This window comes from Streptomyces sp. NPDC020807 (assembly GCF_040641575.1).
Classification (GTDB): Bacteria; Actinomycetota; Actinomycetes; order Streptomycetales; family Streptomycetaceae; genus Streptomyces.
In genome coordinates this window covers 110,944-124,576 of sequence record NZ_JBFADU010000017.1, presented here as the reverse complement: position 1 = coordinate 124,576, position 13,633 = coordinate 110,944, and the positions used below count along the sequence as shown (strand labels likewise).

13 protein-coding genes are annotated in these 13,633 nt (G+C 73.3%); 7 read left to right on the top strand and 6 right to left on the bottom strand.

Annotated features, from left to right (window positions below):
* Window positions 1-46: 46 nt before the first annotated feature.
* The 4 genes from hutI to hutU all read right to left on the bottom strand — a co-directional run bounded on the left by hutI (window position 47) and on the right by hutU (window position 5,620).
* A complete protein-coding gene (gene hutI / locus AB0G79_RS23530) occupies window positions 47-1,294 on the bottom strand; it encodes an imidazolonepropionase (RefSeq protein WP_360809479.1) in 1,248 nt (415 codons plus the stop codon).
* 14 nt (window positions 1,295-1,308) lie between these two features.
* The gene (locus AB0G79_RS23525) at window positions 1,309-2,649 is read right to left on the bottom strand and encodes a formimidoylglutamate deiminase (RefSeq protein WP_360809478.1); all 1,341 of its coding nucleotides are present in this window, start codon (window positions 2,647-2,649) and stop codon (window positions 1,309-1,311) included.
* Window positions 2,640-3,866 carry an allantoate amidohydrolase gene (locus AB0G79_RS23520; protein ID WP_360809552.1) on the bottom strand — a complete coding sequence of 409 codons (1,227 nt, stop codon included), beginning with the start codon at window positions 3,864-3,866 and terminating at the stop codon, window positions 2,640-2,642. The genes AB0G79_RS23525 and AB0G79_RS23520 overlap by 10 nt, the downstream gene beginning before the upstream one ends.
* An 89-nt stretch (window positions 3,867-3,955) precedes the next feature.
* Window positions 3,956-5,620: a urocanate hydratase gene (gene hutU, locus AB0G79_RS23515; RefSeq protein ID WP_360809476.1), complete on the bottom strand. Its 1,665-nt coding sequence runs from the start codon at window positions 5,618-5,620 to the stop codon at window positions 3,956-3,958.
* A 105-nt stretch (window positions 5,621-5,725) separates the two neighbouring features.
* Here hutU and AB0G79_RS23510 point away from each other — a divergent pair, with 105 nt between their 5' ends.
* The 6 genes from AB0G79_RS23510 to AB0G79_RS23485 all read left to right on the top strand — a co-directional run bounded on the left by AB0G79_RS23510 (window position 5,726) and on the right by AB0G79_RS23485 (window position 9,769).
* Window positions 5,726-7,051, top strand: a complete 1,326-nt coding sequence (locus tag AB0G79_RS23510) for a diaminopimelate decarboxylase (protein ID WP_360809474.1) — start codon at window positions 5,726-5,728, stop codon at window positions 7,049-7,051.
* A 32-nt stretch (window positions 7,052-7,083) separates the two neighbouring features.
* Window positions 7,084-7,566 (top strand): SRPBCC family protein, encoded by a 483-nt coding sequence (locus AB0G79_RS23505; protein WP_360809472.1) that lies wholly within the window; start codon window positions 7,084-7,086, stop codon window positions 7,564-7,566.
* Window positions 7,567-7,706: 140 nt separating this feature from the next.
* Window positions 7,707-8,093, top strand: coding sequence for a hypothetical protein (locus AB0G79_RS23500; RefSeq protein ID WP_360809470.1), 387 nt, complete (start codon window positions 7,707-7,709; stop codon window positions 8,091-8,093).
* A 68-nt stretch (window positions 8,094-8,161) separates the two neighbouring features.
* Window positions 8,162-8,911, top strand: a complete 750-nt coding sequence (locus tag AB0G79_RS23495) for a transcriptional regulator (protein ID WP_360809550.1) — start codon at window positions 8,162-8,164, stop codon at window positions 8,909-8,911.
* Between the two features lie 41 nt (window positions 8,912-8,952).
* Window positions 8,953-9,342 carry a roadblock/LC7 domain-containing protein gene (locus tag AB0G79_RS23490; RefSeq protein ID WP_360809468.1) on the top strand — a complete coding sequence of 130 codons (390 nt, stop codon included), beginning with the start codon at window positions 8,953-8,955 and terminating at the stop codon, window positions 9,340-9,342.
* A gap of 55 nt (window positions 9,343-9,397) precedes the next feature.
* Window positions 9,398-9,769, top strand: coding sequence for a hypothetical protein (locus AB0G79_RS23485; protein ID WP_360809466.1), 372 nt, complete (start codon window positions 9,398-9,400; stop codon window positions 9,767-9,769).
* Between the two features lie 44 nt (window positions 9,770-9,813).
* On the opposite strand, the gene AB0G79_RS23480 is transcribed toward AB0G79_RS23485, so the two are convergent.
* Both AB0G79_RS23480 and AB0G79_RS23475 read right to left on the bottom strand, forming a co-directional pair.
* Complete coding sequence (locus AB0G79_RS23480) at window positions 9,814-10,650, bottom strand: MurR/RpiR family transcriptional regulator (RefSeq protein ID WP_360809464.1); 837 nt, start codon at window positions 10,648-10,650, stop codon at window positions 9,814-9,816.
* 359 nt (window positions 10,651-11,009) lie between these two features.
* Window positions 11,010-12,392 (bottom strand): cystathionine beta-synthase, encoded by a 1,383-nt coding sequence (locus AB0G79_RS23475; protein WP_360809462.1) that lies wholly within the window; start codon window positions 12,390-12,392, stop codon window positions 11,010-11,012.
* A 112-nt stretch (window positions 12,393-12,504) separates the two neighbouring features.
* On the opposite strand from AB0G79_RS23475, the gene AB0G79_RS23470 reads away from it, so the two are divergent.
* On the top strand, window positions 12,505-13,608 hold the full coding sequence (locus AB0G79_RS23470; RefSeq protein ID WP_360809460.1) for an SGNH/GDSL hydrolase family protein: 1,104 nt from the start codon (window positions 12,505-12,507) through the stop codon (window positions 13,606-13,608).
* The last annotated feature ends 25 nt before the right edge of the window (window positions 13,609-13,633 follow it).

The window sequence follows — 13,633 nt, the reverse complement described above, 5'->3', positions numbered from 1 at the left end:
GAAGGGCCGGTACGTCCCCCGGGACGGACCGGCCCTCGCGCGTGTCCTACGCGACCCGGGTGCCCGCGCGCCAGACCTCCGCGACGAGCGGCACGCCCGGGCGGTACGCCAGGTGGACGTGGGAGGGGGCGTTCAGGACGGTGAGGTCGGCGCGGGCGCCGGGGGCGACGCGGCCGACGTCGGTACGGCGCAGGGCGGCGGCGCCGCCCGCCGTGGCGGACCAGATCGCCTCGTCGGGGGTCATGCCCATGTCCCGTACCGCGAGGGCGACGCAGAAGGGGACGGAGGAGGTGAAGGACGAGCCGGGGTTGCAGTCCGTGGACAGGGCCACGGTCACGCCCGCGTCGAGGAGGCGGCGGGCGTTCGGCCACTGGGCGCGGGTGGAGAACTCGGCGCCGGGGAGGAGCGTGGCGACCGTGTTGCCCGAGGCGAGGGCGTCGACGTCCGCGTCCGTGAGGTGGGTGCAGTGGTCTGCGCTGGCCGCGTCGAGCTCGACGGCGAGCTGGACGCCGGGGCCGTACGTCAGCTGGTTGGCGTGGACGCGGGGGTGCAGGCCCCTGGCCTTGCCGGCGGTGAGGATCGCGCGGGCCTGGTCGCCGTCGAAGGCGCCCTTCTCGCAGAAGACGTCGACCCAGCGGGCGTACGGGGCGCAGGCGTCGAGCATCTCGCCGGTGACGAGCTCCACGTACGCGGCCGGGTCGTCGGCGTAGTCCGGGGAGACGATGTGGGCGCCGAGGTAGGTGACCTCGTCGGTGTGCTCGGCGGCGATGCGCAGGGCGCGGGCCTCGTCCTCGACGGTGAGGCCGTAGCCGGACTTGGTCTCGAAGGTGGTGGTGCCCTGGGCGAGGGCCTCCGCCATGTAGCGGGCCACGTTGGCGGAGAGGGCCTCGTCGGTGGCGGCGCGGGTGGCGGCGACGGTGGTGCGGATGCCGCCGGCCTTGTAGGGCTGGCCGGACATGCGGGCGTTGAACTCGGCGGTGCGGTCGCCCGCGAAGACGAGGTGCGAGTGGGAGTCGACGAAGCCGGGGATCACGGCCCGTCCGGCGGCGTCGACCCGGTTGTCAGTGGCGGGTGCTTTGCTGGATTCACCGACCCAGACGACGCGGTCGCCGTCGATGACGACGGCCGCGTCCTGGATCAGTCCGAGAGGCGAACCATCACCGAGGGAGGGGTCGTTGGTGACGAGGCTGGCGATGTTGACGATGGCGGTGGCCGTCGTCGCCACGGCGCTGTTCGCGCTCGTGGGGCCGGAGGTCGCGGCGGTGCTGTTCGTCGTCGCGGGGCCGGTGTTCATGAGGGGTGTCTCCTTCAGCCGCGCAGGGCGGCGATCGAGTCCTGCAGGGCCTGCCCGGCGTCCGGTACGGAGTGGTGGACCCCGTCCCGCACGACGTGCCGGCCACCGACGACCGTGTGCCGGACGTCCGCGGCCGACGCTGCGAATACCGCCGTCTCGGCTGCCAGACGCGGCACCGGTCCCGCTGTCCTGACCGTGTCGAGGGCGATCGTCGTGAAGTCGGCGAGCGCCCCGGTCTCCAGGGTGCCCGCGTCGGCCCAGCCGAGCGCCGCGTGACCGTCGGCCGTGGCCGCGCGGAGCAGCGCGGCGGCGGTCCAGTGGCCGCGGGTGCGGGTGCGCAGGCGCTCGTTCAGCTCCATGGCGCGTGCCTCCTCGAGGAGGTCGACGACGGCGTGGCTGTCGCTGCCGAGCGAGAGGGGGGAGCCGGCGCGCTGGAGGGCGACGGCGGGGCCGATGCCGTCGGCGAGGTCGCGTTCGGTCGTGGGGCACATGCAGGTGCCGGTGGCTGACGAGCCGACGAGGGCGATGTCCGCGTCCGTCATGTGGGTGTTGTGGACGCCCGTGGTGCGGGGGCCGAGGACGCCGTGCTCGGCGAGGAGCTGGGTCGGGGTCATGCCGTGGGCGGCGAGGCAGGCGTCGTTCTCGGCGGTCTGCTCCGAGAGGTGGACGTGCAGGGGCGCGTTCCGCTCGGCGGCCCACCGGGCGACGGTGGACAGCTGGTCGGCGGGGACCGCGCGGACGGAGTGGATCGCCGCGCCGACACGGACGCCGTCGCGCTCCTTGAGGGCGGAGACCCGCTCGGCCCAGGCCTCGGCGGTGCCGTCGGTGAAGCGGAGCTGGTGGCGCTCGGGTGCGGCGCCGAAGCCGGAGGAGAGGTAGGCGGTGTCGAGGAGGGTGATGCGGATGCCGGCCTCGGTGGCGGCCGCGATGAGGGCCTCGCCCATGGCGTTGGGGTCGGCGTACGGGCTGCCGCCGGGGGCGTGGTGGAGGTAGTGGAACTCGCCGACGGAGGTGATGCCGGCGAGCGCCATCTCCGCGTACACCGCGCGGGCGAGGGCGAAGTAGCTGTCGGGGGTGAGGCGTTGGGCGACGGTGTACATCACCTCGCGCCAGGTCCAGAAGGTGCCCGAGCCGACCTGGACGGTGCCGCGCAGGGCCCGGTGGAAGGCGTGCGAGTGGGCGTTGGCGAGGCCGGGGATCGTGAGGCCGCGGAGGACGACGGCGCCCGGGGGCGGGGTCTCCGTCCCCGTGCGGACGGCGCCGATCCGGCCGTCCTCGGTCACGTCGAGGACCACGCCCGGCTCGACGTTCGTGTCGAGCCAGGCGTGCTCCAGCCAGTACGTCGTCAGCGGCACGCCAGGCCCTCCAGTACGTCGGCGAGTGCGATGACCCCGGCGACGCAGTCGTCCTCGGCCGCGGATTCGGCCGGGGAGTGCGAGACGCCCGTGGGGTTGCGTACGAACAGCATGGCGGTCGGGATCGACTCGGAGAGGATTCCGGCGTCGTGTCCCGCGCCCGTGCCGAGGACGGGGACCTTGCCGGTCGTGCCCCAGGGGCGGCCGGAGGCTCCGGAGTCGCCCAGGATGCGGGAGAGCTCGTCGCGCAGGGTGTGCGAGAAGTCCACGACGGGGGTGAAGGACTCCCGGGTCACGGCGAGGTCGATGCCGTGGCGGTCGGCGTAGTCGCGGGCCGCGGCCTCGACGCCGGCGATGACCTTGTCGAGGGAGCCCTGGTCGGCGGCGCGGGCGTCGAGCCAGCCGCGGACCATCGACGGGATCGCGTTGACGCCGTTCGGCTCGACGGCGATCTTGCCGAAGGTGGCGACGGCACCGGCGAGTTCGGCCTCGCGGCGGGCGGCGAGGACGGTCTCCGCGTAGGTGAGCATCGGGTCGCGGCGGTCGACGAGCCGGGTGGTTCCGGCGTGGTTGGCCTCGCCGGCGAAGTCGTACCGCCAGCGGCCGTGCGGCCAGATCGCCGAGGCGAGACCGACGGCGTCGCCGGAGAGGTCGAGGGCGCGGCCCTGCTCGACGTGCAGCTCGACGAAGGCGCCGACGCGGGCGAGCCGCTCGGGGTCCGGGCCGATCGCCGACGGGTCGTGGCCGGCCGCCTCCATGGCCTGCGGCAGGGTGATGCCGTCCGCGTCGCGGAGCTCGTACGCCTGCTCCTTCGTCAGGCGTCCGGCGGTGAGGCGGGAGCCGACGCAGGCGAGGCCGAAGCGGGCGCCCTCCTCGTCGCCGAAGTTGACGATGGCGAGGGGCCGCCTGAAGGAGACGCCGCGCTTGCGGAGCTCGTCGAGGGCGGCGAAGGCGGAGACGACGCCGAGGGGGCCGTCGAAGGCGCCGCCGTCGGGGACGGAGTCCAGGTGGGAGCCGGTGACGACGGCGTCGCCCGCGGCGGGGTCGCCGAGCCAGGCCCACTGGTTGCCGTTGCGGTCGGTCTCGACGTCCATGCGGCGGGCCTCGGCCTGCATCCGGAACCAGAGCCGGCAGTCGGCGTCGGCGGCGGTCCAGGCGTAGCGGCGGTAGCCGCCGGAGTCGGCGTTGCGGCCGATGGGGGCGAGGCTGCGCCACATGGCGTGGAAGGACGGGGAGGAGGGGGCGACCGGCACGGCCGGGGAGGTGGTCTCCCCGGCCGTGCCGTCCGTGCCGTCGGGGGCCGGGGTCACGCGGAGTCACCCTCGCGCATCGGGACGCGGACGCCCTTCTCGTCGGCGACGCGCTCGGCGATGTCGTAGCCCGCGTCGACGTGGCGGATGACGCCCATGCCCGGGTCGTTGGTGAGCACGCGGCGGATCTTCTCGCCGGCGAGCTTGGTGCCGTCGGCGACGGAGACCTGGCCGGCGTGGATGGAGCGGCCCATGCCGACGCCGCCGCCGTGGTGGATGGAGACCCAGGAGGCGCCGGAGGCGACGTTCACCATGGCGTTGAGCAGCGGCCAGTCGGCGATGGCGTCGGAGCCGTCGAGCATGGCCTCGGTCTCGCGGTACGGGGAGGCCACCGAGCCGCAGTCGAGGTGGTCGCGGCCGATCGCGAGCGGGGCGGCGAGGGTGCCGTTGCCGACCATGTCGTTGAACATGTCGCCGGCCTTGTCGCGCTCGCCCTGGCCGAGCCAGCAGATGCGGGCGGGCAGGCCCTGGAAGTGGACGCGCTCGCCGGCCATCTTGATCCAGCGGTGCAGCGACTCGTTCTCCGGGAAGAGGTCGAGGATCGCCTTGTCCGTCTTGTGGATGTCGCTCGCCTCGCCGGAGAGGGCCGCCCAGCGGAACGGGCCCTTGCCCTCGCAGAAGAGGGGGCGGATGTAGGCGGGGACGAAGCCGGGGAAGGCGAAGGCGCGGTCGTAGCCGGCGAGCTGGGCCTCGCCGCGGATCGAGTTGCCGTAGTCGAAGACCTCGGCGCCCGCGTCCATGAAGCCGACCATGGCCTCGACGTGCTTGGCCATCGACTCGCGGGAGCGCGTGGTGAAGCCCGCCGGGTCCTTCGCCGCCGCGTCGGCCATGTCGTCGAAGGCGACGCCGATCGGAAGGTAGGACAGCGGGTCGTGGGCGGAGGTCTGGTCCGTCACGATGTCGATCGGGGCGCCCTCGGCGAGCATCTGCGGGAGCAGCTCGGCGGCGTTGCCGAGGAGGCCGATGGAGAGCGGGCGGCGGGCGTCGCGGGCCTCGACGGCGAGCTGGAGGGCGTGGGCGAGGTTGTCGGCCTTCACGTCCAGGTAGCGGTGCTCGATGCGGCGCTCGATGGCGCGCGGGTCGACGTCGACGCAGATGGCGACGCCGTCGTTCATCGTCACGGCGAGGGGCTGGGCGCCGCCCATGCCGCCGAGGCCGGCGGTGAGGGTGATGGTGCCGGCGAGGGTGCCGTTGAACTTCTTCGCGGCGACGGCGGCGAAGGTCTCGTACGTGCCCTGGAGGATGCCCTGGGTGCCGATGTAGATCCAGGAGCCGGCCGTCATCTGGCCGTACATGGTGAGGCCGAGGTGCTCCAGGCGGCGGAACTCCTCCCAGTTGGCCCAGTCGCCGACCAGGTTGGAGTTGGCGAGGAGGACGCGCGGGGCCCACTCGTGCGTCTGCATGACGCCGACGGGGCGGCCGGACTGGACGAGCATCGTCTCGTCCTGCTTGAGGGTGCGCAGGGTGCGGACCATGGCGTCGAAGGAGCGCCAGTCGCGGGCGGCCTTGCCGGTGCCGCCGTAGACGACGAGCTTGTCGGGGTGCTCGGCGACCTCGGGGTCGAGGTTGTTCTGGAGCATCCGGAGGGCGGCTTCCTGCTGCCATCCCAGGGCGCTCAGTTCCGTACCACGCGCGGCTCGTACGGGGCGGGGTCCTGACATGGGGGTGCCTCCTCGAATGTCGTTCAGATATTCACATCCTGACGCGATGAATATCTGTAGTCAACAGGGGCCGCTTCACCCGAACCGGTGAGCCCGGGTGATGGGATGGCCCCCATGGCCTCCTACCGTCGTGATCTCGCCGTCCGAGCCTCCGTCGACCAAGGACTCCTCTCCCCCACCGAGCCCGTCGTCGCGCTCCTCGACACCACCGGCATCCGCGCCTCCGCCGCCGCCCTGACCAGCGCTTTCGCCGCCGTCACCGATGCCACCGTCCTCCACGCCTTCGCCGTCAAGGCCGCCCCGCTCGTCCCGGTCCTGCGCCTCCTCCACGACGCCGGACTCGGCGTCGAGGTCGCCAGCCCCGGCGAGCTCGCCCTCGCCCGCGCCGCCGGGATCCCGCCCACCCACACCGTCCTCGACTCCCCCGCCAAGACCCCCGCCGACCTCCGCCAGGCCCTCGCCCTCGGCATCGCCGTCAACGCCGACAACCTCCAGGAGCTCGGCCGCCTCGACGCCCTCATGGCCTCCGCCCCCACCGCCTCCCGCCTCGGCCTGAGAGTGAACCCGCAGGTCGGAGCCGGCTCCATCGGCGCGCTCTCCACCGCGACCGCCACCTCCAAGTTCGGCGTCGCCCTCCGCGACGACGGCGCCCGCGACACCGTCGTCCGCGCCTTCCTCGACCGCCCCTGGCTCACCCGCCTGCACACCCACACCGGCTCCCAGGGCGTCCCCCTCGCCCTGATGGCCGAGGGCGTCGCGGAGACGTACGCCCTCGCCGAGGAGATCAACCGCAAGGCGGGACGGCAGCAGATCGACACGATCGACATCGGCGGCGGCCTCCCGGTCAACTTCGACTCCGACGAGGAGACCCCCACCTACGCCGAGTACGCCCGGCTGCTCGCCGACACCGCCCCCGGACTCCTCGACGGCCGCTACCGCCTCGTCACCGAGTTCGGCCGCTCCCTGCTCGCCAAGCACGGCACGGTCCTCGCCCGGGTGGAGTACACGAAGACCTCCGGCGGACGCCCCATCGCCGTCACCCACGCGGGCGTCCAGCTCGCCACCCGTACCGTCTACGCCCCCGACTCCTGGCCGCTGCGGATCCTCGCGTACGACGCCGAGGGCCGCCCCCGCGCCGGCGAGACCACCGTCCAGGACGTGGCCGGCCCCGCCTGCTTCGCCGGCGACCTCCTCGCCACCGGCCGCGCGCTGCCGCTCCTGCGCCCCGGCGACGTCGTCGCCGTCCCCGACACCGGCGCGTACTACTTCGCCCACCACTACGCCTACAACACCCTCCCCCGCCCCGCGGTCCACGGCTTCACCCTCGGCGAGGACGGGGCCGTGGCCTTCTCGACCGTCCGCAGGGCGCAGACCCTCGACGAGCTCGTCCAGGAGGCGGGCGGCGCAGAGGCGGACGCCCTCCTCCGGTAGCGGGAGACGGGCGCCCCGGCTTCGATGACAACATGACCAGTACGGGTACGGGCTCCACCACCTCCGTCGTCGTCGAGCGCCGGGTCGCCGCCTCCCCCGGGCGCGTCTGGGAGGCGATCACCGACCTCCGGGACATGCCTCGCGTCCTCTCCGGCGTCCAGCGCGTCGAGGTCCTCACCCCCGGCGGCTTCGACGTCGGAACCCGCTGGCGCGAGACCCGGCGGATGCTCGGCAAGGAGGCCACCGAGGAGATGACGGTGACCGAGTGCGAGCCGCCCGACCGGTACGTGACCGTCGCCGAGTCGCACGGCATGCGGTACGTCTCCGAGCTCACCCTCACCCCCGCGGGCGAGGGCGCCACCCGCCTGCGGATGACGTTCTCCGCCCGGCCCGCCGGCGGCCGCGCCCCCGGCTTCGCCGCCCGGCTGCTCGCCCGCTTCGGAGCGAAAGCGGTCGCGAAAGCGCTCACGAAGGACCTGTCCGAGATCGCGAACGCCGTCGAATCGCGCGCCTGAGCGAACGACCTCGGTCAATTCCTGGCGTCCGTCGGCATGTTCCGATGGAAAATGCCAGAACACCCCCCGAACACCAATGCGTTGAGTAACGTCACGGACACCGCCGTTCGTCCGCGCGCCGCATCGGGAGGGGAGTCCGCATGCCCGGAATCGACGAGTGCCTGATGGAGGCCATGACCCTGCCCGGTGCCCGAGGAGCCTCCCTGGTCGACTGGACCAGCGGACTCGCCCTCGGCACGGCGGGCGAGTCACCGGTCGGCGACCACGAGACGACCGCCGCGGAGACCGCCGAACTTGCCCGCTCCGCAGCCGAGTTCGACTCCTTCACCAAGGGCGACGGAGACCCCGGACCACCCGTCGAGGACCTCATCGTCACCACCCGCGGCGGCTACCACGTCCTCCGCTTCGTCGAGACCTCCTTCGACAGCAGCGTCTTCCTCCACCTCTGGCTCGACCGCGACACCGGCAACCTCGCCCTCGCCCGGATACGCCTCCAGGACCTCGCCGAAAGGCTGGTCCTCGGATGAACGGCACCGCCATAGCCACCAACGCCACCGCCACCACGGCCACCGCCCCCGCCACACCGGTCTCCCCGATGCTGGTCCGCCTCGCCGCCGAGAGGGCCACCGGCGCCCTGCTCCGCGACCACGGCACGCTCTACCTCGTCGACGGCCGCGTCGTGCACGCCGAATCCCCCGCCGCCCCCGGCGTCGACGTCCTCCTCACCACCGGCGGACGCCTCCCCCGCGAGAACTGGGACGAGGCCGTCGACCGCGCCGGCGCCCACCGCGCCGTCGGCCGCTTCCTCGTCGACAGCGGCCGCCTCCACGACGGCGAACTGGAGATCTGCCACCTCGGCGCCGTCTTCGACGCCGCCTTCTTCGCCCTCTCCCCCACCAGCGGACCCACCCGCTTCCGCTACGGGGTCGGGCACTGGTTCGGCACCGTCCGCCCCGTCTCCGCCGAGGCCGTCGAGCGCGAGACCGTCCGCCGCCGCGAACTCCTCGACGCCGTCTGGCCGTACGCCTCCGTCGACACCGCCCCGGTCGTCCCGCGCCCCGCCGCCCCCGGCCAGACCGTCGGCTCCCGCCAGCGCGCCCTGCTCGCCGCCGCCGACGGGGAACGCACCCCGGCCGAACTCGCCCGCCTGCTCGGCCGCCCCGCCTTCCACACGCTCCTCGACGTCCGGCGGCTCGCCGCGGCCGGACTCGTCGAGACCCCGCCCGCACCCGAGGCCGCACCCGCGCCCGTACCCACCCACCTGCCCCCGGAGTACGCGCGGGCGACGGACCCCGACATCGCGCTGCTGCGCCGGCTCCGTGACGCCCTGGAGGCACACCTGTGATGAGGCGTGCCCTGCGCCTGCGCGCCGAAAGGAAACAGCTCATGACGGCAGAAACCGAGGTACTCGGCGAACTCAGACGACTGCGCGCGCGGCTTCCCCAGCTGACCGGGGCGCTCGCCGCCAGCGCCGACGGCCTCGTCCTCGCCCACGACACCGCCGACGGCGAGGCGGAGAGCGTGGCCGCCCTCACGGCGGCGGCGCTCGGCGTCGGCCAGCGGCTGACCGACACCACCGGCCAGGGCCGCTTCCGCGAACTCCTCGTCCGCGGCGAGAACGGCTACGTGGCGACGTACGCGGCCGGCGGCTCCGCCGTCCTGACCCTGCTCGCCGAACCCCGGATCAACGTCGGCCGGCTCCACCTGGAGGCGCGCAGATCCAGCGCGCGGATAGGCGAGCTGGTGGACGGCGCACTGGACCTGAACCGCCTCTGATCACCTGCCCACCGAAAACCGGCACACGGAAAAGACCGAGAAGGAAGACGACACCATGGCGAACACCGAGACGTCCCTCAAGGAAGCCTCCACCATCGACGGCGCGATCGGCGCGGCCCTCGTCGACTACACCAGCGGCATGGCGCTCGGCACGATCGGCGGCGGCAAGGAGCTCGACCTGAACGTGGCGGCGGCGGCCAACACCGACGTCGTACGCGCCAAGGTCAAGGCGATGGAACACCTCGGCCTGAACGACGAGATCGAGGACATCCTCATCACCCTCGGCAAGCACTACCACCTGATCCGGCTGCTCAAGGGACGCAACACCAACGGCCTCTTCCTCTATCTGGCCCTCGACAAGGAACGGGCCAACCTGGCGATGGCCCGCCACCAGCTGAAGAGGATCGAGACCGAACTCGAGGTCTGACGGGCCCCGTCCGCCGGGCCCCGTCCGCCGGGCCCCCGTCGGGCCTATTCGACGAACAACCCCCGAGCCACCGCCTTGGCATCGAACTCCTCCAGGCGCGCCTGCGCGTCGGGGAGTTCGTCGGCCATCGCCTCCAGGAGGACGCGCCCGAGCATCATCGGCGCGCAGGCGGTGTCGAAGGCGAGCCCGGTGCCGACGGCGGCCGGGATCAGCACGTCACTGTGGGCGGCGACGGGCGCGAAGGCCGAGTCGGCGACGGCGACGACCTGGAGCCCCGCCGCCCGCGCGTACTCCAGGGCCTCGACGACCTCCCTGGGGTGCCGGGGCAGCGCGAAACAGAGCAGCGCCGTCGCCCCGGCCCGCACGGCCGCGTCGACGCGGTCCGTGAGCATCGATCCGCCCTCGTCGAGGAGCCGGACGTCCGGGTGGACCTTGGCGGCGAAGTAGGCGAAGCCGCGCGCCTGCGAGGAGGCGGCCCGCAGGCCGAGCACGAGCAGCGGCCGCGAACCGGCGAGCAGCCGCCCGGCGCGCTCGACGGGCGCGGGATCGGCGAGCAGCCCGGCGAGGTGTCGGAGGTTCTCGATCTCGGCCAGCACGGCCTGCTGGTACTCGTTCTCCTGCGCCTCCTGCGGTTCGGCCTCGGGCGGCGCGACCTCCCGCAGGTGCTTGCGGAGCGCGGGATACCCGTCGAAGCCGAGCGCGACGGCGAACCGCGTGACGGACGGCTGGCTGACCCCGGCGAGCTCGGCCAGCTCCACGCTCGACAGGAACGGCACGTCGGCGGCCCGCCGCACCATGCAGTGCGCGATCCGCCGCTGGGTCGGCGTCAGCCGATGCCCCTCGAACAGCGCCTGCAGCCGCCCGGCCGGGCTGTCGCTCATGCCGTCCCCTCACCTATTCAGCCGCCAGAAACCCTGCATAAGGATATGCAGAGCGGTGACGGGAGGGAAAGGGAAGAGCGGCGCGAGGGAGTAGCGCGGGGACCGCCGCACCCCCTGGAAGGGGGGCGGGACGACGGCGGTCCCCGCGAGGGACGCGGGCCCGGGTCAGGGCCGGCCTCCACGTCCGCGACGTCTGAGGAAACCCGGGAGCCGCTCCGGAAGTCCGTGACGCCGACACCCACCAATGTGCCGGACTCGTGTTAAGCGGGTGCTGCGCGAACGTGTCGCGTACGTACCGGTTGCGCGAAGGGCCCGCCCCTCGCGCGAAAGGGCCCGCCGGTCGGCGGGCCCCACGGGTCCTACTTGCCGCCGCCGGCCAGGAAGGCCAGCAGGTCCTGGCGGCTGACGACGCCGGTCGGCTTGCCCTCGACGAGCACGATCGCCGCGTCGGACCTGCCGAGGACGGCCATGAGGGCCGCGGCGGGCTCGCCGGAGCCGACCTGCGGCAGCGGGGCGCTCATGTGCTGCTCCAGCGGGTCCTCCAGAGAGGCCTGCTTCGTGAAGAGGTGGTCGAGGAGCTCCTTCTCGACGACCGAGCCGACGACCTCGGCTGCCATGACGTCGGGGTGGCCGGCGCCGGGCTTCACGATGGGCATCTGGGAGACGCCGTACTCGCGCAGGACCTCGATGGCCTGGCCGACGGTCTCGTCCGGGTGCATGTGGACGAGCGAGGGCATGACGCCCTCCTTGTGCCGCAGGACGTCGGCGACGGTGGCGGTGGAGGTGTCCTCCAGGAAGCCGTGGCCTGCCATCCATTCATCACTGAAGATCTTGGACATGTACCCGCGACCCGAGTCCGGCAGCAGGACCACCACGACGTCGTCGGGGCCGAGTTCGCGGGCGACCTCCAGGGCCGCGACGACGGCCATGCCGCAGGAGCCGCCGACGAGGAGGCCCTCCTCCTTGGCGAGGCGGCGGGTCATCTGGAACGAGTCCTTGTCGGAGACGGCCACGATCCGGTCGGTGACGTTCCGGTCGTAGGCGGTCGGCCAGAAGTCCTCGCCGACGCCCTCGACGAGGTACGGGCGGCCGGAGCCGCCGGAGTAGACGGAGCCCTCCGGGTCGGCGCCGATGACCTTGACCTTCCCGCCGCTGGCCTCCTTGAGGTAGTTGCCGGTGCCGGAGATGGTGCCGCCGGTGCCGACGCCCGCCACGAAGTGGGTGATGCGGCCGTCCGTCTGCTCCCAGAGCTCGGGACCGGTGGTCTCGTAGTGGGAGCGCGGGTTGTTCGGGTTGGAGTACTGGTCGGGCTTCCAGGCGCCGGGCGTCTCACGGACCAGGCGGTCCGAGACGTTGTAGTACGAGTCCGGGTGCTCGGGGTCGACCGCCGTCGGGCAGACCACGACCTCGGCGCCGTACGCGCGCAGCACGTTGATCTTGTCGAGCGACACCTTGTCGGGGCAGACGAAGATGCACTTGTAGCCCTTCTGCTGGGCCACGATCGCCAGGCCGACGCCGGTGTTGCCGGACGTGGGCTCGACGATGGTGCCGCCCGGCTTGAGCTCGCCGCTCGCCTCGGCGGCCTCGATCATGCGCACGGCGATGCGGTCCTTGACCGAACCGCCGGGGTTGAAGTACTCGACCTTGGCCAGAACGGTCGCCTGAATGCCCGCTGTGACGTTGTTGAGCTTCACCAGCGGGGTGTTGCCGACGAGGCTGATCATCGAGTCGTGGAATTGCACCGTAATCTCCGGGGTCTCCGTAATGGTGTGGCCAGCGTATGCGTAGTCGGAGCTCCTTACGGGGCAGTTAGACCCTGAACGGCTTGAACGACGCGAAGGAGGTGACGGCCCCATGTCGAGGGCGCGGGTGGCGCGGAGGATCGCCGCGGGTGCGGCGTACGGCGGTGGGAGCATCGGTCTCCTCGGGGTGGCGGCGGTCGGTCTCCTGCTGACCGAGATGCACCTGGCGAAGAGGTCGGTGGGGAACGGGACGGCGCCGCTGCCGCCCGTGGCGGACGGTCTGTACGGCCGTTCCTTCGGTACGGAGAACCCGCTGCGGCTGGCCCTTCTGGGTGATTCCACGGCGGCGGGCCAGGGAGTCCGGCGGACGGGGCAGACGCCGGGGGCGCTGCTCGCCTCGGGGCTGTCCGCCGTGGCGGAGCGGCCGGTGGTGCTGCGGAACGTGGCGCTGTCGGGGGCGCGCTCGGACGACCTGGAGCGGCAGGTGTCGCTGCTGCTCGCGCAGCCCTCGGGTCCCCCGGACGTGTGCGTGATCATGATCGGGGCGAACGACGTGACGCACCGGATGTCGCCGACGGAGTCGGTCCGGCTCCTGGCGGCGGCGGTCCGGCGGCTGCGGACGGCGGGCGCGGAGGTCGTGGTCGGGACCTGCCCGGACCTGGGGACGATCGAGCCGGTCTACCAGCCGCTGCGCTGGCTGGCCCGGCGGGTGTCCCGGCAGCTGGCGGCGGCGCAGACGATCGTGGTGGTGGAGCAGGGCGGGCGGACGGTGTCGCTGGGCGACCTGCTGGGTCCCGAGTTCGCGGAGAACCCGCGCGAGATGTTCGGCGTGGACAACTACCACCCCTCGGCGGAGGGGTACGCGACGGCGGCGATGGCGGTGCTGCCGACGCTGTGCGCGGCGCTCGGCGTCTGGCCGGAGACGGACCGGGTGGAGCCGGCCCGGCGGGAGGGCGTGCTGCCGGTGGCGAAGGCGGCCGCGGCGGCGGCGAAGCGGGCGGGCACGGAGGTCACGGCGGTCCGGGCGCCGTGGGCGCTGCTCAAGCACCGGCGTCGTCGGCACCTGACGGCGGCGGAGGCCCCGGAGTCGGCGGCCCCGGAGTCGGCGGCCCCGGAGTCGGCTGCCGCGGAGTCGCCGGCCGCGGAGTCGGCGGCCCCGGAGCCGCCGGCCGCGGCGCCGGAGGGTCTGCAGACCCGGCCCCAGCCCCGTGGGTAGGTGTCCGCCCGGGCGTCCCCGCGCC